Origin of the sequence: Paraflavitalea soli (genome assembly GCF_003555545.1) — a bacterium.
Taxonomy (GTDB): Bacteria; Bacteroidota; Bacteroidia; order Chitinophagales; family Chitinophagaceae; genus Paraflavitalea; species Paraflavitalea soli.
In genome coordinates this window covers 8,158,634-8,183,056 of sequence record NZ_CP032157.1, presented here as the reverse complement: position 1 = coordinate 8,183,056, position 24,423 = coordinate 8,158,634, and the positions used below count along the sequence as shown (strand labels likewise).

Annotated in this window: 24 protein-coding genes; 11 read left to right on the top strand and 13 right to left on the bottom strand. The window is 45.5% G+C overall.

Going from position 1 to position 24,423, the window contains the following annotated elements:
- Positions 1–3 precede the first annotated feature (3 nt).
- A complete protein-coding gene (locus D3H65_RS31645; RefSeq protein WP_119054147.1) occupies positions 4–966 on the bottom strand; it encodes a stage II sporulation protein M in 963 nt (320 codons plus the stop codon).
- 200 nt (positions 967–1,166) lie between these two features.
- Between D3H65_RS31645 and D3H65_RS31640 the strand changes: the two genes are divergently transcribed.
- On the top strand, positions 1,167–1,919 hold the full coding sequence (locus D3H65_RS31640; RefSeq protein WP_119054146.1) for an RDD family protein: 753 nt from the start codon (positions 1,167–1,169) through the stop codon (positions 1,917–1,919).
- Between the two features lie 64 nt (positions 1,920–1,983).
- Here the strand turns inward: D3H65_RS31640 and D3H65_RS31635 are convergent, their stop codons facing one another.
- From D3H65_RS31635 to D3H65_RS31600, 8 genes are all read right to left on the bottom strand, one after another.
- Positions 1,984–2,433 carry a hypothetical protein gene (locus D3H65_RS31635; RefSeq protein WP_119054145.1) on the bottom strand — a complete coding sequence of 150 codons (450 nt, stop codon included), beginning with the start codon at positions 2,431–2,433 and terminating at the stop codon, positions 1,984–1,986.
- A gap of 62 nt (positions 2,434–2,495) precedes the next feature.
- Complete coding sequence (locus D3H65_RS31630; RefSeq protein ID WP_119054144.1) at positions 2,496–2,918, bottom strand: DUF5362 family protein; 423 nt, start codon at positions 2,916–2,918, stop codon at positions 2,496–2,498.
- Positions 2,919–2,942: 24 nt separating this feature from the next.
- Positions 2,943–3,380, bottom strand: coding sequence for a hypothetical protein (locus tag D3H65_RS31625; RefSeq protein WP_162915906.1), 438 nt, complete (start codon positions 3,378–3,380; stop codon positions 2,943–2,945).
- Positions 3,381–3,478: 98 nt separating this feature from the next.
- Entirely contained in the window at positions 3,479–4,276 is a 798-nt protein-coding gene (locus D3H65_RS31620; RefSeq protein ID WP_119054142.1) for an O-methyltransferase, read from the bottom strand.
- Positions 4,277–4,362: 86 nt separating this feature from the next.
- Positions 4,363–4,863: a dihydrofolate reductase gene (locus tag D3H65_RS31615; RefSeq protein ID WP_119054141.1), complete on the bottom strand. Its 501-nt coding sequence runs from the start codon at positions 4,861–4,863 to the stop codon at positions 4,363–4,365.
- Positions 4,864–4,871: 8 nt separating this feature from the next.
- On the bottom strand, positions 4,872–5,684 hold the full coding sequence (locus tag D3H65_RS31610; RefSeq protein WP_119054140.1) for a thymidylate synthase: 813 nt from the start codon (positions 5,682–5,684) through the stop codon (positions 4,872–4,874).
- 156 nt (positions 5,685–5,840) lie between these two features.
- Positions 5,841–6,572: a membrane or secreted protein gene (locus D3H65_RS31605; RefSeq protein ID WP_119054139.1), complete on the bottom strand. Its 732-nt coding sequence runs from the start codon at positions 6,570–6,572 to the stop codon at positions 5,841–5,843.
- A 171-nt stretch (positions 6,573–6,743) separates the two neighbouring features.
- Positions 6,744–8,141, bottom strand: coding sequence for a coiled-coil domain-containing protein (locus D3H65_RS31600; protein ID WP_119054138.1), 1,398 nt, complete (start codon positions 8,139–8,141; stop codon positions 6,744–6,746).
- 615 nt (positions 8,142–8,756) lie between these two features.
- Between D3H65_RS31600 and D3H65_RS31595 the strand changes: the two genes are divergently transcribed.
- The 4 genes from D3H65_RS31595 to D3H65_RS31585 all read left to right on the top strand — a co-directional run bounded on the left by D3H65_RS31595 (position 8,757) and on the right by D3H65_RS31585 (position 11,294).
- Entirely contained in the window at positions 8,757–9,032 is a 276-nt protein-coding gene (locus D3H65_RS31595) for a hypothetical protein (RefSeq protein WP_119054137.1), read from the top strand.
- 130 nt (positions 9,033–9,162) lie between these two features.
- Positions 9,163–9,333 carry a chryseobasin-related MNIO class RiPP peptide gene (locus D3H65_RS33105; RefSeq protein ID WP_162915905.1) on the top strand — a complete coding sequence of 57 codons (171 nt, stop codon included), beginning with the start codon at positions 9,163–9,165 and terminating at the stop codon, positions 9,331–9,333.
- A 39-nt stretch (positions 9,334–9,372) separates the two neighbouring features.
- Positions 9,373–10,518 (top strand): multinuclear nonheme iron-dependent oxidase, encoded by a 1,146-nt coding sequence (locus D3H65_RS31590; RefSeq protein ID WP_245999635.1) that lies wholly within the window; start codon positions 9,373–9,375, stop codon positions 10,516–10,518.
- A 26-nt stretch (positions 10,519–10,544) separates the two neighbouring features.
- The gene (locus tag D3H65_RS31585) at positions 10,545–11,294 is read left to right on the top strand and encodes a glycosyltransferase family 2 protein (RefSeq protein WP_119054136.1); all 750 of its coding nucleotides are present in this window, start codon (positions 10,545–10,547) and stop codon (positions 11,292–11,294) included.
- Here D3H65_RS31585 and D3H65_RS31580 read toward each other — a convergent pair whose 3' ends face one another.
- The 3 genes from D3H65_RS31580 to D3H65_RS31570 all read right to left on the bottom strand — a co-directional run bounded on the left by D3H65_RS31580 (position 11,295) and on the right by D3H65_RS31570 (position 14,224).
- Positions 11,295–12,533 (bottom strand): hypothetical protein, encoded by a 1,239-nt coding sequence (locus D3H65_RS31580; protein WP_162915904.1) that lies wholly within the window; start codon positions 12,531–12,533, stop codon positions 11,295–11,297. It abuts the gene before it with no gap.
- Positions 12,534–12,673: 140 nt separating this feature from the next.
- Entirely contained in the window at positions 12,674–13,069 is a 396-nt protein-coding gene (locus D3H65_RS31575; RefSeq protein WP_162915903.1) for a hypothetical protein, read from the bottom strand.
- A 159-nt stretch (positions 13,070–13,228) separates the two neighbouring features.
- Positions 13,229–14,224, bottom strand: coding sequence for a helix-turn-helix domain-containing protein (locus D3H65_RS31570; RefSeq protein WP_119054133.1), 996 nt, complete (start codon positions 14,222–14,224; stop codon positions 13,229–13,231).
- A gap of 226 nt (positions 14,225–14,450) precedes the next feature.
- On the opposite strand from D3H65_RS31570, the gene D3H65_RS31565 reads away from it, so the two are divergent.
- The 3 genes from D3H65_RS31565 (at position 14,451) to xseB (ending at position 17,278) form a co-directional block, all read left to right on the top strand.
- The gene (locus tag D3H65_RS31565; RefSeq protein ID WP_162915902.1) at positions 14,451–15,629 is read left to right on the top strand and encodes an LA_2272 family surface repeat-containing protein; all 1,179 of its coding nucleotides are present in this window, start codon (positions 14,451–14,453) and stop codon (positions 15,627–15,629) included.
- A gap of 85 nt (positions 15,630–15,714) precedes the next feature.
- Positions 15,715–17,088, top strand: a complete 1,374-nt coding sequence (gene xseA, locus D3H65_RS31560; protein WP_119054131.1) for an exodeoxyribonuclease VII large subunit — start codon at positions 15,715–15,717, stop codon at positions 17,086–17,088.
- Positions 17,066–17,278: an exodeoxyribonuclease VII small subunit gene (gene xseB, locus D3H65_RS31555; protein ID WP_119054130.1), complete on the top strand. Its 213-nt coding sequence runs from the start codon at positions 17,066–17,068 to the stop codon at positions 17,276–17,278. Before xseA ends, xseB begins: the two co-directional genes overlap by 23 nt.
- Before the next feature lie 97 nt (positions 17,279–17,375).
- Here the strand turns inward: xseB and D3H65_RS31550 are convergent, their stop codons facing one another.
- Positions 17,376–18,125, bottom strand: a complete 750-nt coding sequence (locus tag D3H65_RS31550) for a DeoR/GlpR family DNA-binding transcription regulator (RefSeq protein WP_119054129.1) — start codon at positions 18,123–18,125, stop codon at positions 17,376–17,378.
- Between the two features lie 188 nt (positions 18,126–18,313).
- Here D3H65_RS31550 and D3H65_RS31545 point away from each other — a divergent pair, with 188 nt between their 5' ends.
- Genes D3H65_RS31545 through D3H65_RS31535 form a run of 3 tightly spaced genes read left to right on the top strand, consistent with a single transcriptional unit; the run spans position 18,314 to position 24,422 of the window.
- Positions 18,314–21,376: a SusC/RagA family TonB-linked outer membrane protein gene (locus tag D3H65_RS31545; protein ID WP_119054128.1), complete on the top strand. Its 3,063-nt coding sequence runs from the start codon at positions 18,314–18,316 to the stop codon at positions 21,374–21,376.
- Between the two features lie 12 nt (positions 21,377–21,388).
- The gene (locus D3H65_RS31540) at positions 21,389–23,200 is read left to right on the top strand and encodes a RagB/SusD family nutrient uptake outer membrane protein (protein ID WP_119054127.1); all 1,812 of its coding nucleotides are present in this window, start codon (positions 21,389–21,391) and stop codon (positions 23,198–23,200) included.
- A 28-nt stretch (positions 23,201–23,228) separates the two neighbouring features.
- The gene (locus D3H65_RS31535) at positions 23,229–24,422 is read left to right on the top strand and encodes a BT_3987 domain-containing protein (protein ID WP_119054126.1); all 1,194 of its coding nucleotides are present in this window, start codon (positions 23,229–23,231) and stop codon (positions 24,420–24,422) included.
- The last annotated feature ends 1 nt before the right edge of the window (position 24,423 follow it).

Genomic DNA, 24,423 nt, shown 5'->3' with positions numbered 1-24,423 from the left:
AGGTTACGACAATGATTTAATATGACGGTTCTTTTTTTCCAGCCGGATCGGATAGAGCACAAAGTACCACAATATAAAATTAAACGACAGGGCCAGGATGCTAATGCTGAGCCACTGCGGCATGGCGGAATACCGGGTTACATATCCTTCGAGGAAGGCAGCTACAATGAATACGGGTACCAGCCCGATCATTAGCTTCAGTCCATCTTTGGCACCTCTCTTGAGAGAGTCTATTCTTTTGCGTGTTCCGGGAAAGAGTATGCTGTTGCCCAGGATGAACCCTGCCCCGCCGGCAATAATGATAGCAGATATTTCGAGGGTGCCGTGTACCCAAATGACCAATACGGAGGGCCATCCGAGTCCTTTGGCAAAAAACATGTATTGGAAGGCACCCAACATGATGCCGTTCTTAAAAAGGAACCAGGCAGAGCCAATGGATACAAAGATGCCGGCTACAAATACCAGGAGGGATACCTGGATATTGTTGAGGGCAATGCGCAGGAACATGGCGATCTTGTTCTCATCCTTATAGACACCAAAGGGGTCGCCTTTGGCAATATTGTCTTCGGTCATTTCCACATAACGGTCACCCAGTACGCCCCGTACAAAGGTTTCATCATGGGCGGCCGAAAAGGCAGCCATTACGGCCAGGGCGGTAAAGATGAGGAAAGAATATAATAACTCCCGGTGGTATTTGCGTACGGTAAGGGGCAGTTCTGTTTTCCAGAAACGTACAAAACGGGAGGTCTCTTCCCTTTTATTTTTGTAGATGCCCAGGTAGATCTTAGAAGCGAGCCCGTTGAGATATTGGGTAACCTTGCTGTGGGGGTAAAAGGTTTTGGCATATCCCAGGTCGTTGACCAGCTCGGTAAACTGCTGGGCCATTTCGTCGGGATTGGAAGCTGCCTCGTATTGGTACTGCTTCCATTTATCGATGTTTTTTTTCAGAAAAAGGCCTTCTCTCACCGGACGTATGTTTTATGTTTTCAAACCTACACGAAAAAGTTCATTGAACAAAGACTGATAATCAGCGTTATTGCTGTTTTTCCCGCTCTCCGTACCGGTGTACATTGCATAATTCGTATAATTCGTGATTTTGGTATAATTAATTAATTTTAAGAGCGTTTACAGGATGCTAAACGAATTTATTCCTCTATTGTTGCAATATGTTGTTGGTTAAGTTAGATACGGGTTTTAACATAGAAGTGGAGTTCCCCATTTCCCCATTCCACAAACGTTTGTTTGCGTGGCTGATCGATATGTTTTTGTGCTGGATCTACCTGGAACTGATGACGGCTATTATCGATGTGCCGATGTTTGGCGTGAGCTGGAAACAGATCATGATCGGGATACCGGTATTGCTGTATTTCCCTTTGTGCGAAATCACCATGAATGGGCAGACGCTGGGAAAAATGGCCTTGCGTATTAAGGTGATCACGGAGGAAGGGGGGCAGCCCAGTATTGGCCAATACCTGATCCGCTGGCTGTTCAGGATGATCGATTTTCCCTGGTGGCTGCTGGGCGCAGTATTGAACGAGGTATTGCCCTGGTGGATATTACCGCTCATCTTCATCGGACTGGCCTGTGTGATCTTCACCCCCAAATCGCAACGGATAGGTGACCTGCTGGCGGGCACTATTTTAATTGACCTAAAGAACCGCACCTCCTGGCAGGATACGGTCTTTACGGAAGTAGAATCGACTTACAAGCCCCGGTACCCGCAGGTTATGCAATTGAGTGACCGGGATATCAATACGCTCAAAAGCATCATTGAAAGTGTGCGTAAAAAGAACGACTACCAGCTGGCCATGAAGATCGGCGACCGGATCAAGTCGAAGCTGAAGATGGACAGTGACCAGGACTCCATTGAGTTCCTGCAAACGCTGCTGAAGGATTACAATTATTACTCTACGAATTAAAAAATAAAAAAGTACCTGCAGCAGACAGCTACAGGTACTTTCATTACGTGCATTGAATTAGTTTCTATCTCATTGTACCTGCGAGAATAGCAAAGAGAAATATCAATACATAGATGCTAAGGATAATAATCGTTACTACACCCCAGTATTTATTATAGGTCTTTAATTTGCCCAAAGATTCATTGAGCAAAGCCTGGTCATTGGTCCGGATAGCCCGCAATGCTTTTGTAGCAAATTGGTAACGGAATATATTGGGAACAACCTGGATAGCCGCCAATATCAGGTAAATAACAATCATCATACCGCCTATACCAGCTCCTGCGCCACCGTATAATGTGTTGCTGTAGAGGCTTGCAATAAGGCTACCGGCAAAAAGGGCAAACAGGACAAATAGTCCACATATGATAAACCAAACGATGGCCAGGAACCTGCTCCATTTGGCGGATTCGGTGATATAGCTTGCTGCCTGGTGATCAAATTCCAGGGCAAAGAGGCTTTCATTAGATTGTTCCATGAAAAGAGGGTTGTTTTAATGAGGTAATGTTTAGCAGAACGTTTATGGATATCATTTATTGTCTATCTCAGTCCCCTGCCTAGCCCATAAAACATGACGATCAACACCACTAATGACAAGCCGATAATGATCAGTATGCCAATGATCTTAAAGTAGGTCCTTAAATTATTGATGCCCTCATTGAACTGGACCTGACTCATATTGGCGAGACTACCAAGAATGTTGGTCGCAAACTTAAAAAGGAAAACATTGATAATAACGCCCAGTGCAATAAAGGGCAACGAGATCAGTGTACTGCTTGCTGCAACTGCTGCATTAGCCTGGGGAGAACCAAAGATGAGGCCGATCAAAGACAGGCCGCCGCTTATAAATCCCACAATGGCTATAATACGCGCCCAGGTAGCCGCAGTTTGCAAAAGTTCTCTTGCAGCACCTTCAATACTCAGGTTAAATAAATTATCTCCCTGGTTACTATTATTTTCCATATTGATACATTTAATTAAGGGGGGTTAAAAGATTTTGCCCAGTAAACCGATTGCGTTAAATACGATACCCAACAAAGCAAATATGCCATTGATCAGGAAATAGTTCTTAAGATTCTTAAGCCCTTCATTAAAAACGCCCTGATTCTGGGTTTCAATACCTTGCTTTACCAGTGTAGCAAAACGATACAGGAGGATGGTGATGTAGGTAAAAATGATCAGTACAATAACAATAACGGCTATTATCATTCCACCAATGGTTTCAACCCCTGGCCAATAAGTGCTAAACACCATTGTGAGCGCGGCACTGCCGAAGGCAATTGCTATCACACCAAAGCCGATGCAGATGAAGCAAATAATGGACATAAATTTTGCCCACCGGGTAGCTTCATTGAATTTATTGCCAGCGTCGTAATCGACCTGTAGTTCAAATAGTGGTTCGTCGGAGAATTGCGGTTCCATCATGAGTTGGTTTAATTGATAAATGTTGAGGACACTAATATAAATGTTTTTTTCAAGTTGGCTGGGAAGCGTTTAATAGTCCAACCTGTCCGGCTATGGCTTTAAAAGCGGATGGAGAAGTGCTGCTTTACCTTAAAGTCTTTGCGAAAGAACACGAGGCCTATAAAAAACAGGTCAATGGTAAGCGTTACAGCGGGGTGGTCCTGCACCTGCTGCCAGGCCTGTTCCATCTCTTCGCTCCAATGGATATCGTCCAGGATAAGGATGGAATGCTCTGTAGTGTGGAGCAGCAGGGCCTCAAAATAACGGAGGGTGGGTTCGAGGCGGTGATTGCCATCGAGGAATGCCAGTTCAACGGGGGTATGGCGGGCCAGGATCTGCGGCAGGGTATTATCAAAATTACCGGGTACGAGTTCTATGTTAGGTATTGCCAGCTGCCGGAAATTGGCAGCAGCCTTTTCTGCTATAGCGATACTCCCCTCGCCTGTGATGACGCTGGCAGCAGGATTGGCCAATGCCATATAGGAAGCCGATATACCCAGCGAAGTGCCCAATTCCAGTATGGTGGCGGGTTTGTAATATTGGACGATGCGAAATAGGAGCTGGCTGAACTTCGTTGATTTGGCTGCATATTTAGCAATGCGTGCTATGGGGCGCTTACTGGTATTGCTGATGGCAGACCCTGCGCCCAAATCTTCTACCTGTAAACAGGTATTATCGGCTAATAATTGTTTGCGTAAGGCTTCTACCTGGTCGTAGGCAGCAAAGTGGCGTTTATCGTTCAGTACTTTTTTGATGAATTCAAAAACAAAAGGGGAATGAACGCCATGTCCCTTTCCATTGGAAGCTGTAAAGTAATAGTGTATGTATTTTTTAGCTAACTGCCAGGGTGAGAACATGGAAGAGAATATAGAATACAGAATTTAGAATACAGAAGAATACACCGAAGATATCTATTTCATGCTCCGGAGGTCATGCCCTAACATCAGCCCTCAGTCTTCCGTCCCCACACCTGAAAGCTATATGCATAGGCGTGCTTTTCATCGGCGGGGAAATCAAGGTTGGACAAGAGGTGCCATTGTTGTTCATCAAATTCGGGAAAATAAGCATCCCCTTCGAGGGTAGTATGCACCCTGGTGAGGTAGATCCTTTGGGCCAGTGGTAATGCCAGGGCGTAAATTTCTCCTCCCCCAATTACAAAGGCTTCTTTGGCATCGGTATCAGCGGCGGCAGCCATTGCCTCTTCCAGGGTTGCCACGACCTGAGCACCTGGCGCCGTCCAGTTTTTCTGGCGGGTGATCACGATATTGGTTCTGCCGGCCAGGGGCTTTCCCAATGAATCAAAGGTTTTCCGGCCCATGATCACCGGCATGCCCCAGGTAGTGTTCTTAAAGAACTTGGTATCATTGGGCAAGCGCCATAGTAATTGGTTGTTTTTACCAATGACGTTGTTTTCTGCAGCGGCTACAACTAAGGCTATATTCATAGATGATTTTAAACTGCTACCGGCGCTTTGATGGCCGGATGGGATTGGTAATTTTCCAATGTAAAATCTTCGAAGGTAAATTGGAAAAGGTCTTTAACAGCAGGGTTGAGTTTCATTACCGGCAAAGCATAAGGGGTGCGGGTTAATTGCAAGGTAGCTTGTTCTACGTGGTTGCTGTACAGGTGCACATCACCGAAGGTGTGGATGAAGTCACCTGGTTCCAGGTCGCATACCTGCGCCATCATCATGGTGAGGAGTGCATAAGAAGCGATATTGAATGGCACGCCCAGGAATACATCTGCCGAACGCTGGTACAGCTGGCAGGAAAGTTTGCCTTTTCCGCCATTGACACCCGGCGCTACGTAGAACTGGAAGAGGGCATGGCAGGGCATTAAAGCCATTTCAGGCAATTCGGCTACATTCCAGGCGCTCACAATGATCCGACGGCTGTCGGGATTGTTCTTTATCTGTTTGAGGGCGTCGCTGATCTGGTCGATGGTCTTACCATCGGCGCCTGCCCAGCTACGCCATTGCTTGCCATATACGGGTCCCAGGTTGCCTTGTTCATCGGCCCATTCATCCCAAATACTTACGCCATGTTCTTTCAGGTAGCGGGTATTGGTATCGCCCTGCAGGAACCAGAGTAGTTCGTAAATAATACTTTTGAGGTGAAGTTTTTTGGTAGTAACCACGGGAAATCCCTGCTGCAGGTCGAAGCGCATCTGGTAGCCAAAACAACTGGTAGTACCGGTGCCGGTACGATCGGTTTTGGTAACCCCTTTATCAATAATATGCTGCAGCAGATCAAGGTATTGTTGCATGAGCGCAAGTTAAGAAGAAAGTCGGGAAGTCGTCCCGATAGCTATCGGGAGGAAAGACCGTAAGAATCCCCATATTGTGCATAATTAGTCTGGAAGTCGGAAAGTCGGAGAAAGGTATTGGTTTCGGTCTTTCCGACTTTACTGAGTTTTCGGACTTTATTCTGCATTGAGTTTTTTCCACATTTCATCAATGGGATCGCCTTTGGAGCTCAGGCCTGTATGGTCCCATTCGGTGCCACGAACCTTTCCGTTGAAGGTGAGGGAGGCCCCTACCCGGCTGTTATCGCGACTGAAGAACTCAATATTTTCGGTGTATTTACCATTTTTAAAGGTGTAGGTACCGCCACCAGTTCCGGAAAATTCTTTGGTGTCGATATTGATGGCGACCCATTGGAAACGGGTACCTGATAATATTTTGAGTGTGCGCCTGGGGCCCAGGGGCATGGTAACAGGCTGGTTTCCCTGCTTGCGGCCGGCAATGCGCCAAACACCTGCCAGATCACCCAATCCCTTGTCCAGTTGCTTCCAGGTCTTTTCTTTGCCTTCTACGGTAACAACCAATTGATCATTATTTTCGGACCAGGTAATGCCCACTGTCTCCCCTACTTTATCTTTTTGCTGTGTATTAAATTCGGTGGTGACTTCTATTTGATCATCTTTCACCTTATAAGGACCTCCCCAGGTATAGAGAAATTGTTTGCCAGCTTTGTCATAAACGGCATGCACGAAGTACCCATCTACAAAGGTCATTGTTTCTTCCCGACCATTTTCCTGGTATTGCCAGGCGCCGGTGAGGGAAATATTGCTGATGGGAGGATGAAATGCGGCGACAACGATTAGTACCAGTAGCGTAATGATGAAGTTGTTTGCGGGGGCATACTTTCTCATACGGGGGCAATTTGTTGTAAGTTAACGAAACTATAACGAATCGCCGTGCAGCGGCAGCCAGGGCAAAATGTTAAAATTGTCATAATACCCACGCGTGGCCTGCTTCCTGCAGCCCATGGGATGCCGCCCAGTATGGGTATACCCTTAGTACTATATGATTATGACTATATGTTACAGTGAAGCCTGTAATTGGAATGGTTCATTTATCTCTCCGTTTGCTGCGGCTATTTCAGCTTGCGCACTGGTATTCACCAATGCGTGGTTGCCCAGTGATTTGGCCAGTTCGGCATAGATCCTGAGCAAGAGCTGACTGCTCAATTCCAGTTTTGTTTCCAAAGCTGCTGCTTTTTGATGTTCATTGGCCAGGTGTTGCTGGAGGGATTGTACAGACTGCTGCTGTTCAGCGATTTCGGTTTGAAACAGGCCCTGTTGTTCCTTCAATTCTTTTATGTTCTCTTCTAATTGTTCAATATGGCCAGTTTTGGTGAGGATGATCTGCTGCTGTTGCAAACCTTCTTCCCGGCTGTGTCGGAGGGCAGCCTGGGATTCGGCAGCTTGTTGTTGCTGAGCCTTCAATTCTCCGGTAAGGCGCTGAATTTGCTGGTCAAACTCATTCATAGATATCTGCATGTGTTGTAACTGAGCAGCCGAATCGCCGGCCTGCTGCTCCAACACATGGTAATTTTTTATGCGTTGTTCAAGCTGGCGCTGCAGAAAATCAATATGGACTCTTTTTTCTTCGAGTACATCGGGTAGGTATTCCTGCTCAGCCAGTTGCTCTTTCAATGCTTTCCGTTCTGATTCGGTTTGCGCCAGGAGCTGTTGTAAAGCCTGGATACGCTCATCGTTTCCATGTTCAACGGCCACTGCTGCGGTATTGCCGGCAATTACCAAGAGCTGTAAGCGGTTGTTCTCTTCCTGTAATTGCTGTAAAAGTTGTTGCACCTGTTGTAGTTGATCAGCCAGGTGTTCATTTTCCTGCTTGTACTGAATGGCCTGATCTTCTATCTGTTGTGCATGGTATTGCTGCATTTTGGCAGCCTCGTCATCACCGGCTCCATCATGCACCACAGCTGCGTGTTGCAACCGGCTGATCTTTTCTTTGTAGGTTAGGATCTCTTTCTGCAATTGGGCTACAAGAGATATATCTCCTTCTTTATCTGTGTGATAGGCTTTGTTGCGCAAGTCTGTATACCTTTCTTCCAGCTCCCGGAAATCCTGTTCCAGGATGGCATAGTTTTCCCTGTAGCGCCTCACTTCGTGTTCATATTTCTTTAGGAGGGGGGTATTGTCGGGATTAGCGCTGGCCAACCAGTCTGGCAAGGCTTCGGGATGATCACCTCCCGCGGTTTGCAGTAAGGCGGATGAAGCGGGATTTCTCAGTATAGTTTCGGACCAGCCATTTTCGTCATGAAGGGCCAGCTCCAGTCCTCCCTGTCTTTTCTTGCGGCGGTAATGTAAGAAAATGGTAAGGGCAACAGCAATCAGCGTAGCAGGTACAGCTATCCACAAAACGATCTGGAGAAACTGCCTGAACTCATACAGGGAGACCAACAACAATAATGACATTATGAAAAATTTTAAGTACAGTTTTTTTCATACAAAGACTTGGGCACATGAAAGAATAGGACGGCAGAATTTCTATACGGTGAAGGAGAAAAGGGATTCGTTTAGCTGAATTTTAGTTACAATAATAGTACCAAAAAAAGCCATATATCCTGTACTGTACAGGGGGAAAAGTAATCCGATCGGTAGGAAAGCAACAAAAATCACAACGATTATCCACACCCGATCCACATTATGGAACTGCATGAAACAGATCCGGGCAATTTCGCTATGTATAAGGAACTGGTAGTCAAAAAAACGATCGGAGCGTTTTGATCCGTGTCAAAGACTGTTATTTTTATTGTCTCCTTCACCCCGAATACTAATATATTTAGTATTTTTGTTTGTTCAAAACCTCCCCTTGTTGCTACCATAGCATCTTTTTCACCTTACAAAGTGACTAAGTATAGAATCTATGTTATGCTCTCTGGCACTACGTTACATCGGCTATAACAGTAATCAATACGACCTGTCATTAACATAATACGAAGTATCACCTTAACAAGTCGCATTGTAACTAAAAAAGAATGATCTGTACTTTATGCTAATTTATTTATCATTTGTTTTTTTCTTTGGAGCATGACAAAGGATGAACGCTATACGGGGGTAAAACAATTGATTGAATCGGGGTATATTACCGAATTCAAGCAAATATTCACCTATTTGCCCAAGACAGTTTTAGCAGGGGACCTGGGCACGAATAACAACCGAATGACGCGGTTGATCAATAATGTGCATGAATTTACGCTGGAAGAGCTGGATAGGATCAGCCAGCTTATTGACGTTTCTTATGATTCCATTAATGTACTGGTCAACAACCAATATAAAAAAAGCAAGCATTTCAAAAGAAAATAATAAGTGTCTTTTGTAAGGTACTCTGCGCATAGCAATTAGTCTTTTCTCCTATGAAGTTCTCTTCGCATGCCACGTTTTTGAAAGAAAGCCTGTCAATCAGCTTAATTACTCATTTTTTAAAGATGCAAAAATGAAATTGCCAAAAACGCTACTCAGCGCTATCTTAATCGGCATTGCCGTACAAACAACCACTTCCTGCAAAAAAGAAAAGGACCAGCCAGATTCGAAGGCGAAAAAGGAGTCGAAAGAAGAAGAGAAAAACAAACCTCCTTATCCCTGTCCTGCCTGCGGTATGGGATGATCGCTTCAGTGAACATTATAATTGCTCAATTCAAGCCAAGTGTCCAAAATACTATCTACCGTAGCCTGCAACCTGGATAATGATATTCTTGGCGCCTGCCTTCCCCTGATGGAGGAATCAAGAATAGAAGCGTTGGAATGGTCTTTTGATACACTATACAAAGTACAGGAAATCCCAACCTGGTTCCAGGAATTACTGACTGCATTCAGTAAGGAGAAAAGGCTCATAGGTCATGGGGTTTTCTTTTCACTTTTCTCCGGCAAATGGCTTCCTGAACAGGAAGCCTGGTTAAAAGCGTTACAACAGACCTGTAGTGAATTTCAGTTTGATCATATTACTGAGCATTTTGGGTTCATGACAGGCAAGAACTTTCACCAGGGCGCGCCGTTGAATATTCCTTATACGCCAACCACACTAGCTATTGGACAAGACAGACTGAAGCGGATATACGCCGCCTGCCAATGTCCGGTAGGACTTGAAAACCTGGCATTTTCTTACTCACTGGATGAAGTGAAACGTCATGGCAGGTTCCTGGACAAATTGCTTGAACCTGTGAATGGCTTTATCATATTAGACCTCCACAATCTCTGGTGCCAGCTGCACAACTTTTCTATCGCTCTCGAAGAGCTTATCGGGCTTTATCCCTTGGACAGGGTGCGGGAAATACATATTTCCGGCGGCAGCTGGGATCATTCGCAGATTGAGAAAGGCCGTACGATCAGGAGGGATACGCATGATGATGCGGTACCTGCAGCAGTATTTCAATTACTGGAAACGGTGATACCGGCATGTCCTCATCTCAAATATGTGGTGCTGGAACAATTGGGCAATGGATTGGAGAGCATAGAAAGTAAACAACAATTCTATGCAGATTTTCTGGAGATGGAAAGTATCATCCGCCGCCAAAGTCAACCTGCTTATTTAACCAACCTCGCCTCTTTTTTACCTTTATCGCCCATCGTAATGGGCCCGCCAGTTGAGGATGAAGGACTTTACGAGCAACAAGCAGCACTTTCCACTATCCTGGAAACATCTCATTCTTATGAGGAAGCCAGGACGCTGCTGGGCCAGTCATCGCTGGCCTGTTCTGAATGGCAGGTGGAAAACTGGGATCCGGCCATGATCGAAACGGCTATGAAAATAGCTCAGAAATGGAAAGCGGGGTTTGTTGGATTTATTAGTTAATATTGCGGCTCAATCACAGGTATTTCATGGTCAATGGTCAAAAAGTAGTCGTTGTTCTCCCTGCTTATAATGCAGCTCTGACATTGGAAAAAACTTATAAAGAAATTGACCGCACTATCGTAGATGAGGTAATCCTGGTGGATGACGCCAGTAAAGATGATACGATTAAAGTGGCCAGGGCGATCGGCATTGCGCATATCATAAGCCATGAAAAGAATAAAGGATATGGCGGCAACCAGAAATCATGTTATAGAAAAGCGCTGGAAGTTGGTGGAGATATCATTGTAATGCTTCACCCCGATTATCAATATACCCCGGCCCTCATAGGGCCTATGGCCTATTTAATTGCTAATAAGGTGTACCCGGTAGTACTGGGTTCCCGGATATTGGGAAAAGGCGCCCTAAAAGGTGGTATGCCTTTGTACAAGTATTTTTTCAACCGCTTCCTCACAGCTGCTCAAAATCTATTGATGTGGCAGAAATTGTCTGAATACCATACCGGATACAGGGCCTATCATAAGGAGGTATTACTGGCCATTCCTTTTGAGCAAAATTCAGATGACTTCATTTTCGACAATGAGCTATTGGCCCAGATATTTTATAAAGGATTTGAGATCGCAGAAATAACCTGTCCCACCAAATATTTTGATGAGGCCTCTTCCATTAATTTCAGCAGGAGTCTCCAATATGGAGCAGGGGTACTGCGTGTAAGTTTTCAGTATTTTCTTCAGAAAACCGGCATTGTTAAATCGAGGATATTCAAAGGCCTGCAATGATCACCGGGCTTCTTCCCATCGTTTTATTTTTTCGGAAAGACGGATCAGTAAAGTACTTGTCCCCATATAAAGTATCAACAAGGGAAATATTTTAAACAATCCTCTTTTAGTGGAATTACTAATATCCAGCAATGGCAACAGGTAACCAAGCATTGGCATACCGAGGTAAATTACAAAAACAGCAAATAACCAGTTCCGGGATTCAGGATTCAGCCTGAAAGAGTAAATAAGATCACCCAAAAGTACAAGCAAGAAAATAAAAAAGCTGTACCCGTACAGCGTGATCCCCTGCGCACTAAAGATCAATTCTTTATTCATGGTAGTTATCCTTTCCCATAAAGGAGCAAGATCAAACAGGTTTCTATTTACCAATTCTCCTATATCGTATTTTGCTGGCAGGTAATAATTGCAATAAAGGGTAATTGACAACAGGTAAAAAAGTACGGCAGGTAGTAAAAACCATGTGCCGTCAATAAGGAACCTGGTAAAGCTTTTCTTATTTTTTAAATAATACCATGCCAGTGAAAGCGTCATAAAGCCAATCAGGATCACCGTTTCAGAACGGATATAGGTGGCAAAACCCATGAGCATACCAGCCATAGCAACATAATTCCTTGTTCTATGCTTAAAATATTCAAAAAGGAAAAAAGTACCCAGGAAGAAAAAGACAGCGTTGCTGTAATCAAATAATGCCATAAAGGTGTATGCGTACATTTCCGGTATGGCAAGCAAAATGACCATCAACAAACCGACTAATACCCTGTGGATACGCAGACAGAGTACATGATACAAAAATACCAGGAAGCAAATAAATATGGTGCTAAGCCATACCTGTCCAAAAGCAAAACCAGCATACTTATAAATGATCTGTAAACTAGCAATAAAAGGAGGCTTAAATTGGTTATTAGTGGATTCCAGGTTTACCGTGAAAACTGAATTGATCATTGTTTTCTCTTTCACCGCGTATTCAGCAATAACTTCTGCACCGGAAGTAAGATCCCTGGGTGTGGGAGGATAATAAAAACAACGCCAAACGCTCACAGCCGCTACCAGGACGATGACCAGCAGAAAAGGGATCTCATACAACCTGATCTGAAAACGGCTTTCCCTGACCAGTCTTACCAGTTGTGCCAGACCCGTTTTGTATTTTATATTTAGTAATAAGCAGGCAGCTACCAGGGCTATAAAGATATTGATGCAGGTGAGGGGGATGTACAGCAGTTGTAGCAAAAATGGCATGAACGAAAATACCATCACCCCACACAATATCCATAAAGGCAGTAGTATACCCGGTCTCAACCAAATTCTGAACAGCCTAACAAAACCCATTCCTGTTAGTAGCTGGAGCAAAGTGAGTAACAAAATCATTAGCCAATTGATCATAGGGATATACCCATTTTTTGGAATGCAACAATTGTATCCTGCAGGTCTTTTTTATCAGCCACACTGTCTATTATAATTTTGCCCGCACTTACCCTTACATACCATCCGGCATTGATCGCCTCCCTGCTATTGGCCCAGATCGTTTTTAGTCCTGTGTAATAATAAAACACAGCAGGCTCCGGTACATGATACTTAATACCCATCTTCGTGAAATAGGTGGTGGGCGGCATTAATACCAGAACTTTGTCCTTAATACCTTTCCTGTCGAATGAGGTAGCTATATCTTTTGAAAAAGTATAGTCATTCCCGAACCGCCTGCGCATCCGGGTTTCCCGGTCAAGATGATTTTGTTGGTTTTGAAAATCACGGCCATATGAGAGGACAGTCTTCAACCATGTCCGATTTTGTGGAAGCTGAAAGAATCCGATGATGAACACCAAACTGATAATAAATAATATTAATTTCTTTTTATGCATAATCCGGACGCAAAAGAACGCCTAAAGCAGAATAAAAACAAGCCTCGTTTCTGTCAAATGGCATTTAGAAGAAAATCATTGGGTTCTTAGCTGATCGACCTTATCGCGCAACGTATTAAAAAACCTGTTCCTGTCCTTTTCACCCGATCTGCTCACCAATGTTGACCGGCTTAGTAAGGTATTAAATGTATCAAATGCTTTGGCGGCAAACCGATTGTCTTGCGTAATCAGGTAACTGAATACACTATAGGTGATCATGGATATCTTTTTATTATCGAGATTAAGAAGAATGGTATTGTTGCCCAGGATGAGTTCATTTACATAAAACTGAATAGGACCCCTATGCCCAATATCTGTAGCACCTGGCATAAACTTCACGCCTTTGGCTGCCTGGGCCTGCAAATGATCGATCATTTGAATAAAGGATTCAACAACAGCCAGCAGGTCTTTCTTATCCCTGAAAATACCTGCATCCCTGTAGTAGGCAATCTGATTGATGCTGCTGTGAATACTTTCGAGGTTCCACAATTCCACGGTATTCATCCGGCTATGCTCTTCCAGTATCTGCTTGCCAATGGCGAAGCACTCTTCGAACCGATGCTCTTCGAGTGAGAATGATTGATTGGCAAGAGCAGGCTCATTGTTGATGGTTTTGCACCAGAAAAAGGTCTTAAAGGCTGCCATTTCGGGGAAAAGGAAAAAATACCAGAAGGGGGCGTCTTTGCAGAGGTAGCTGATCTCACCCTGTTTGAAGGAGTTGAAGTACCTGAACTGTTCGAGCATTCCTTTCATGTGCTCGATAAAAGGAATGGAAGGGTTGGTGATACCGGGCGCCCGGAAAAGTACTGAATCGTTCTTTAACTGCAATAGCTGATCCAGGGACAGGTGGTAATGCTCACAGATATGTTTTAGCTCGATAAGGGTAACGGGCTTTTCGCCCCGGATACGGCGGTATACGCTATCGGCGCTCAGGTCGAGCAGCTGGCACAATTCATCTACGAGGGACAGGTGGGATGGCAGGCTTTCCTTTAAATGCCGGAAAAGCTGCTGTTGCAATTGTTTTGTTTCCATTTACGAAAGGAAATTACTGAAAATCCGTAATACCCAAGTGTTCTTTACGGATTTCTGCCATTCAACGGACGAATAGCCAATATGAATATGGATAATCCGTAATCCTGCTTCCCGGACCTTCGGGAATTATGGCCAGCTGCAAAAGCAGGCCTAAGGGCAGCAGATACCCATTAGGCGTTACGGGCAGGCTAAGATAGGTTTGTGGGTATCACCTCAAACCCTGCTCATGATACGTATTCTTGCAATGATCCTGTTATGTTTAACTTGTTTAAACACGGTTTGCCTGGCGCAGGCAGACAGCAGCCAGAACCTTTATTTTGTGCCCGGGAACGGGGAGGCCCATTTTGAAAAAAATGATTACCGGCCTGGCAAAAATGCTTTTTACATCTACCGCAATTGTATTTATGACCTCGTTTTAAAAAACAAGCAGGTATTATCGATCAGGGTAACTGATATCAGGAATGATTCGATCTATTATACGAGTGCATTCAACCATACCATCGTGCTGTGGAAAGATTGGCAGACGGATACGCTTGCGCTGCATCCCATGCAGCTTAAAAAGATCAGGCTGATCGGCGACCGCCTGCTTGGACTTTATGGGACTTACTCATTGAGCAAGTGCCGGTATGTGTTTGAAAAGAGTAATACGCCCAGGTTCTTTCCTACGGAAAAGATCATTTCCTATGCAGCAGACAGCAGTTATTCGGTCGTTTACGAACTGGTATCTTACCTTACTGCCCAGGGGCTGGACAAGGTATATGAACAACGGGGTATTACCTATTACTCCGAAAGTGCCATGCCGGGGGAGCATAAAGACACTGCTCAAAAGAACTACTACGCGCGTCCGGCTCCAAAGAAAAGACCCAGGCTTGTAAAGAATATAGCCTGGTTCACGCCTTCGAAAGCTACGGAAATAAACGGCCTCACTGTGGGGCTGCAAACCAATATGGATGATGGAAATCCACTGGTGATAAATGGTATGAACCTCAGTGTCGATGGTATCTCTGCGTTTTTGGGCATGTTTGGTATCGCGTATATGTTTGCCAATACAGATCTGGCTAAAATGACGGACACGCTCGACAAATCAAACGTCCATTCATCTCTCAACGGCTTGAGCATAAGTGCGGGCGGGCTGATAGGCGATGATATGCGGGTACGGGGCATAAGCATCAACGGAGCCATCAGTATGGTTAATGAAATGACAGGCCTGCACATCACAGGAACGCAGAACAGGACGGATGAATTCAAAGGGGTAGTAATCACCGGTATTACCAACCGGGCGCTCAAAGGCAGGGGTCTTCAGATCGGGCTGTTGAATGTATGCAAAGACCTGAAAGGGGTGCAGATTGGATTATGGAATGTAAATAGCAAACGTAGTTTGCCATTCATCAACTGGCGATTTTAAGTTGATGGCCGACTATTGGCCGGGCAGCAAATGCAGTACGGGCCTTTTTCAATAATTTCGGGGCTGGTCAAACCAGATTGAACGCATGTTATCGATACCAGCCCTTCAATTATCTGAACTCACTTACCAGATTGAGGCGGCCCTCAAGGACCGGTTTGAGGGGCAATTCTATTGGGTGATAGCAGAGATCACGGGGCACAAATGGCAACCGGCCCGGGGATTTCATTATTTTGACCTGGTAGAAAAACAAGCGGGATCGGCGGGCCTGAAAGCCAAGATCAGTGCGGCAGCCTGGACAGCCGGCGCCCGGCAAATAGCGGCTTTTGAAAAAGCAACGGGGCAGCGGTTTACGGATGGTTTACAGGTGTTGATAAAGGTATCGGTTGATTATAGTGCTGTGTATGGCCTAAAACTTACGCTACTGGATGTTGATGCGGGCTATACGATCGGACAGCTGGAACAACAAAAGCAGGCTACGCTGCAACGCCTGCTCACCGAATGCAGTGGATATATCCAAAAAGCCGGGGATAGCTATATTACAGCCAATAAGCTGCTTAAACTGCCGGTTGTATTGCAGCGCATTGCGGTAGTTACGGCGCAAACATCGGCCGGTTACCAGGATTTCCACCATACGCTACTGAATAACCAATATGGCTATCAATTTTTTGTAGATACCTATTTTACCACCGTACAAGGGGAAGCCAACGCAGCACAGATCAAGGAAAGGCTGCTGCAGGTTTTTACCTCGGGTAAACCTTATGACGCTGTAGTGATTATACGGGGCGGCGGTTCGCCCACGGACTTCCTGGTCTTTGATACCTTTGCGCTGGGCCAGGTGACGGCCAAATTCCCGATCCCCATCATTACAGGTATCGGGCATCAGCACAATGAAACGATTGTAGACCTGATGGCGCATACACCGCTTAAAACGCCTACCAAGGTAGCGGAGTTCCTCATCGCGCATAACCGGGCTTTTGAAGACAGGATCAACCAGCTACAAAACAAGTTGCTGGTGAAAGCCCAACAATGGGTGGCTAACAATAAATCGGACCTGGTAACTGTAGAACGGCAGTTGCTGCATACAGCACAGACGAGCCTGCACCTGTATAGGCGCAGGTTAGACGCCATGGGCAACGAACTGATCATTAAACCGGCTATCTTGTTCAACAGTAAACGAAAAGATCTGTTGAATATCAACCACCAGCTTCAGTTTACCAGCATCAGGCTATTGTCGCACGAAAGGGATGATATCCAGGGACTGGAAAAACTGTTGCAGGTATTGGACCCTGCCAGCATTTTGAAAAGAGGGTTTGCGTTGGTATCGTACCAGGGCCGGATCGCCACCAAAGCCAGCCTGCTGCCTGTAGGAGCAGACATCAGTGTATTACTCGACAATACGAATATAACAAGCACCATTAAAGCTAAAGCGCCAGCCGATGACAGCAACACTGACTTATGAAGCCGCGTACGAAGAGTTAAAAGAGATCGCTGCCGATATCGAAGCGGAGACAGTATCGGTGGATGTATTGGCAGAAAAATTAAAGCGGGCCTCCTTCCTGCTGGAGTTTTGCAAAAGCAAACTCAAAAGCACGGAACAGGAAGTGAGCAATATTATACAGCAAATGAAACAGGAGGAGGAGAAAGACTAGACCCAGGCGCTTGTCCTTTTTTTGGTTTAGTCCTCGTAATCAATGGCCAAAAGGTTAGCTATGCGGATTTATTCCGGGCGCGCAGTGAATACGGAAGTTACAGCACCTGCAGATCGTTCTTTTTGTAAGTAGTCAGCAAAGGATCGTCGGGATTCAATTCAGTAATAAGATAGGTGATCTGATTGGGATCACAGATCCTGATCCGTTGTACAGTATTCAATTTTTCGGAAATACTCAGTACTGCACTTTTTTTCGAAACCCTGATGATGGCTTTCTTTACCTGCACAATTTCCCAGTCCATATCTGTTAACCCTTCTTCTGAAGAAAAAGCATTTGCACCCAGTAAACAGAGATCAACCTTGAGGTCTGCCAGCTCATTGATAACGCTGGCTCCAATATGCAGGTTTGCATTTTTATTGAGTTTCCCGCCAATGGTAATCACATCTAAATTGCTGTGTTCCGATAAGGTGATCGCTACTTGCGGACTGATAGTGAAGAAGGTAACCTTCAGTGTATCCGGGATCATTTTCGCAAACTCCAGTATGGTAGTCCCTCCTTCTGTGAGAATAACCATATTGTTGCGGATCAGTTTTAGCGTTTTTTCTGCAATTTTCTTCTTCTCCATTAACGCATAAACTTCATTTTGTGCATTGAAAGGTGCAACAAAAGATTTACTGGCAGCTCCGCCATGCACTTTCAACACTTTTCCAGATTCTGCCAGCTCCTTCAGATCCCGCCTGACTGTATCATCAGAAATCTTCAGCAGGGAGCTTAAATCCGTTGAAAGCACTTTGTTATGGAGGTTGATTTCCCTCAGGATAAGTTTATGTCGTTCCGCTTTTCTCATATAAAGCTTTTAGAAGCCGCCAATATTAAGAAATATTTGGATTATATCATAATTGCGGTTATTATTGTATCGATAAACGCAAGAAAAACGCATTTTAAGTCAACTATTTTCTTCAAAATGCTAATTCTCCGTTCAGATTGCCTGATTTATGCGTTTTTTTTAAAGATTAAACACTAACTGCGACGCCCATGCTACAACGATTTCTATTTATCCTGCTATTGCTGGGAAGCATTAAAGCAGGAAACGCCAACCCTCTCCACGGGGATCCGGATTCATCGCCTGATGCTGTCATTACCGGAAAGATCACGGATGAAAAGGATCATCCCTTCGCCGGTGTTTCCGTAAGGATCAAAGGAACAGAAAAGGGAGTGGTATCTTCCACTGATGGCAGCTTTTCCATTGGTGATGTAAGCGAAACCGATTCTCTCCAGTTTTCTTTTGTGGGTTACAAAACGCAGACCATCGCGGTAGGCAAAAAAAGTTTTATTGCTGTAAAGCTTTTACGTGTTGATGATAACAGTCTCGATGAAGTAAAAGTGATAGGATACGGCACCCAAAAGAAAGTGTCAGTAACAGGATCTTTGTCCACTATTTCCGTAAGGGAAGTGCAACGGGTTTCCACACCTTCCCTCTCCAACGCCATCGCCGGCAAACTCCCGGGCATCATTACAAGGCAGTCCAGCGGTGAACCGGGGTACGATGCCGCGCAGGTCTATATCAGAGGCTTGTCTACCTTTGCCAATAATGGTCCGCTTGTATTGATAGATGGAGTGGAGCGCGATATGAACCAGATCAATGCGCAGGAGATCGACAACTTCACTATCCTGAAAGATGCATCCGCAACGGCTGTTTATGGGGTTCGTGGTGCTAATGGCGTTATCCTGATCAATACGAAAAGAGGCGCCACGGGAAAACCGCAGGTCACTTTCCGTTCTGAATTTGCAGGCCTCACTGCCATGCGCTTGCCGAAATATATCAATGGCGCTGAGTATGCTTCATTGATGAATGAAGCGCTCGTCAATTCCAATCAAACACCACGCTGGAGCGAAGAAGAGCTGCAGAAATTTGCCGATGGCTCTGATCCTTATCTTTACCCTAACTCCGACTGGACGAATGCCTCTCTAAAGACAGATGCCTGGCAAACCATTAATAATTTAAGCATTACCGGTGGCACGGACATCATAAAATATTATACGAATATCGGCTTCACAGTTCAGGATGGAATTTATAAACAGGATGCTGCCAATAAATTCAAGACCAATGCGAACATCAAGCGCTACAATTTCCGTAGCAATATCGATATCAACCTGTCTAAAAAACTGACGATGCAACTGGGGCTGGGTGGCATCATCCAGAATGGTAATTATCCCGGTTTCTCCGCTCCACAGATCTTTGAAGCGCTGAAAGTGATCTCCCCTATCGCCTATCCCATCAGGAATCCGGATGGAACCCCTGGTGGCGCACAAACATTTATTGGCTGGAATCCCTGGGCACGCGTTACACAATCCGGTTACTCCGCACAAAACAGGAGCACCTTGCAGGGAACTTTTGCAGCGCGCTGGGACATGTCTTCCTTTACTACAAAGGGCTTGTCGCTACGCGGACTTTTTTCCTACGATCACTATGCACAAACCAACAATGTGCGATTGAAGGAATTTGAAGTGAAGCGATACCTGGGTAAAGATCCGGTGACCAACGAAGACCTGTACAGCACTTCCTTCAGAGAGGAAAAACCATTAGGTTATTATACCGAGAATGCCAGCAACAGGGCCATCTATACGGAACTACAACTTAATTACGATCGTGTATTCAATAGTCATGCAGTAACCGCCATGCTACTATATAATCAGCGGGATTATGTAAATCTTACTGCTCCGGATTCAAGATCGAATATTCCTTTCCGGCGCCAGGGGATTGCAGGAAGGGCCACTTACAATTATGACAGCAGGTACCTGGCGGAATTAAATTTTGGTTATAACGGCTCCGAGAACTTTCCCAAAGGCAGGAGGTTCGGGTTCTTCCCTTCTGCGTCCATCGGCTGGGTTGTTTCCAATGAAATGTTCTGGAATGTTTCGTTCGTGAATAATTTGAAACTGAGAGCTTCTCATGGCCTTGTGGGAAATGATCAGATCGGCCAGCGTTTCTTATTTCAAAGCACGGTGAGAACACAGGGGCAATCCTATTATTTCGGGCCCAACCAGGAGCTGCTGGCAGGTATGGAAGAAGACGCCATCGGCAATCCCAATGTTACCTGGGAAACTGCAGTGAAGAATAATATCGGTATTGACCTTGGCCTGTTCAACGACAAACTTACCATCCAGGTGGATGCCTTCAACGAAGACCGAAAGGATATCCTGATCCAAAGACAAACCGTTCCCGCAGTTGCCGGTTTCTTTCCCTGGTCGATCCCTTACGGCAATCTCGGCAGGATCAAGAACAAAGGTTTCGATGGTTTGATAGAAGTTCGTAATACCACTTCCAGTGGACTTTTTTACTCCTTCAGAGGCAACTTCACTTACGCGAAAAATGAAATAATAGAAAATGATGAAGCTGCGAAGCGTTATCCCTATCTCTCCGGAAAGGGGCTGCCACTGGGTCAATCATTTGCTTTTATTTCGGAAGGTCTTTTTCAAAGCCAGGAGGATATTGATATCAGTCCGCGCCAAACCTTTTCAAATGTACGTGTGGGCGATGTCAAATACAGGGATATCAATGCCGATGGCATCATCGATGCATTTGATCAGATCCCGGTTGGGCACCCCAGGTTGCCCCAGATCACATTCGGTTTTGGAACTACTGTTGCTTACAAAGATTTCGATGCCAGCATCTATTTTACCGGTGCGGCCAAAACAAGCATCTTCATGAGCGGCGTATCCATGTGGCCTTTCTACGATGGCCTTGGTGTGAACAATGTCATGCGGGAATATTACGATAACCGCTGGACGCCCACCAATGCTCAAGCACTTTATCCGGCCATTGATGTAGGCAACAACCCCAACAATTTCCTCAACTCCACACTCTGGATGCGCAAGGGAGATTACCTGCGGCTCAGGAATGCCGAGATCGGCTATACGATGCCACAGAAAGCCATGAACAGGATCGGCATCAACAGGTTTCGTGTATTCGTGAATGCAGTGAACCTTGTTACCTGGGACCATATCAAAGTGATGGACCCGGAGTCGAATGATGGAACAGGCGGATATCCATTGCAACGATCTGTGAACGTGGGTTTTCAGGTTGACTTTAAATAAAACGGAACAATCATGAAAAAAAGTACCAGAAATATACTGACCGGACTGCTGGCCTTGAATCTCGTATTCAATATGTCCTGCAAAAAAGATTTTCTCGATAAAGGCCCTGAAGAGGATATTGCCATCGAGGATGCCTTCAAACAAAGACGCTATGCAGAGGCATTCCTCACTGATATCTATGCCGGGCTCCCCAATGAGATCTACTTCACCGACTTTGCCGATATCAATCCATTTATCATCGCTTCGGATGAAATGAATATTCCATGGCCCGAGAAATTTCCCAAGCTCATGAACAAGGGCTCCTGGAACTCCTACAATGTAACCGGGCAGATCTATAAGAATATGTACGAAGGTATCAGGAAGGCAAATATCTTCCTGAAATATTTCGATCTCACCCCTGTTTCACCAGAACTGACAGCGGAGAACAAGCAGCGATGGAAAGGTGAAGCCATTTTCCTGAGGGCCTTCTATCATTTTCAATTGATGCGGATCTACGGACCGGTACCTGTGATGGATTATCCTGTAAAAGTTTCAGATGATTTTACTGCCATTAAAAGAAAAACGCTGGACGAATGTGTGGATTTTGTAGTGAGTGAATGTGATAAAGCCATTAGCCTCCTGGATATGCATGTTGCCACCAACAGAGATCTGGGAAGACCCACGGAAGCTGCTGCGCTGGCCCTAAAGGCAAGAGTGTTGTTGTACAGTGCAAGCCCGCTGTGGAATGGGAATCCCGATTACAAGAATTTTGCGGACAAACAGGGTAACAGATTATTTCCCCAGGAGTATAAAGCAGAAAAATGGGAGTTGGCTGCCAACGCAGCCAAGGACTGTATCGATAAATGTGAAGCTGCCGGATATGGATTGTTCAGAAAATACCCTAACCCTGTTCAGAATTACCAGCAACTATTCCTCGAAAACAATAATACCGAAGTGTTATTTGCCAGGAATTCCGGATTGGACGGTTGGATGGAAAAATGTTCCTTCCCCGGAAGTCTGGGTGGATGGAATGGATGGAATCCCACACAGGCCCAGGTAGACGCGTATGAAATGGACAACGGCAAAGCACCCATCCAGGGTTATAATGCGGATGGCTCGCCCGTGATCAACCCAGCTTCGGGATATACAGAAACGGGATTTGCAACAGCAGATGCCCCTTCAGGCAGATGGCTCGCAGGCATCAGCAATATGTATGTTCACCGTGACCCGCGCTTCTATGCCACTATCAACTACAACGGTGCATTTTTCATAGACAGGCGATTGCAGTTCTGGCAAACAGGGGCAGATGGAAGAGGGAATTCCGGAAGGGATTATAATACCACCGGCTATTTGCTGAAAAAGTTTTCCGATCCGGCTGTTAGCATCCCCCAGCAACGCTTCACTTTAAAAACATGGATCTTCTTCCGCCTGGGAGAAATGTACCTGAACTATGCGGAAGCGCTGAATGAAGCCAGGAATACACCTGTTGCCGAAGTGTATAATGCCGTCAATGCGATCAGGAGCAGGGCCGGAATGCCGGACCTTCCCGCCGGATTGAATGTGTCTCAGATGCGGGATGCTATCAGGAATGAAAGACGCGTGGAGCTTGCCTTTGAAACACATCGTTACTTCGATGCACATCGTTGGAAAATTGCCGCACAAACAGATAAGGCCCCCGTGTATGGAATGAATATCTCGGCCGGCACAAGTCTGCAGGACGTCAATTACTATAAACGCACAATCATCGAACAAAGGGTTTTTGAATCCCCAAAACACTACCTGTTCCCCATCCCGCAAAGTGAAATAGACAAGAACCCCAATATGGTTCAGAACCCCGGATGGTAATTTACAAACAAGCATAACGTTGGAAATTATGAAAAAGATCATACAGTTGTTCACGCTCCTTGCCGCTATACTGCTGGCGGCTTGCGGTAAGGAAGTATATGTGAATGAAGCTATTCCCGGCGCCGGTGAGTTTACCATGGTGTACATGCCCCAGGCAAACGCTCCCCTGGAAAAAGCTGTACGTATTACAGATTCCCCGTATCAATTCACCTACAGCGCTTTTATTGGTGGCAGCCTGAAGAACGGTGCTGATGTAAAAGTAAAATTCGATGTACTGCCAGCCATGGTGGATAGCTTCAATCTTAAGAACGCCACTTCATACAAGATACTGCCTGCAGGAAGCTATGTGCTGAACAATCCTGAAGCCATCATCTCATCCGGCAATCAATCCACCAGCGCTTTGCATATCAGTGTAAAGACCCTGGGTTATATCCTGCCCTTTGAAACCTACCTGCTGCCCGTCAGCATTACGGAAGCCGGCATAAAGATCAACAATGCGATAAGCACTACTTATTTCATCATTACAGGCTCTTATTCGCCCGGCGAAGTACCACGTGAAAAAGTATACTCCTTTGGAGCCGATGCAGGCACTACCCTGTTTGATTTCAACGGTAAGCTCATCCACAAAGCACCGGATGGCCGGTTGCTGCTTTATCCTGTTGCCAATAATGGGACATTCGAAGCGCCTTCGCAGATCGGCTCCGGCTGGAATATTTTCAATATGGTGTTTTACTACGGAGGCAACCGCCTGATCGGCAGGGATGCCAGCGGCGGCGGGGATATTACCCAATATGTGATCGATGCGAATGGCAATTTTGGAGCCAGCAAAAAGATCGGCTTTGGCTGGGGGATCTTCAGCAAAATCATTCCGTACAAGGGCGCCTTACTCGGCATCGATGGCGGCGGCTCCATGACCATGTATCCGCTGGAAGCAGAGGATTTCAATTATGGAAAGATCAGGCAGATCGGTATAGGCTGGAGCGTTTTTACACAGATCGTTCCCTATCAGAACAGTTTACTCACCATCGATGCGAATGGGAACCTGTATCAGTATCCACTTTCAGAGGATGGAAATTTCGGCGCAAGAAAGCATGTAGGCAGTGGTTGGGATATGTACCCATTGGTATTTGCTTCCGGCACCGATCTGCTTGCACTGGACAGTGCCGGCGATCTGTGGAGATATAAATTCAATCCGGCCGGATTCTGGCCATTAAAAAAATAAG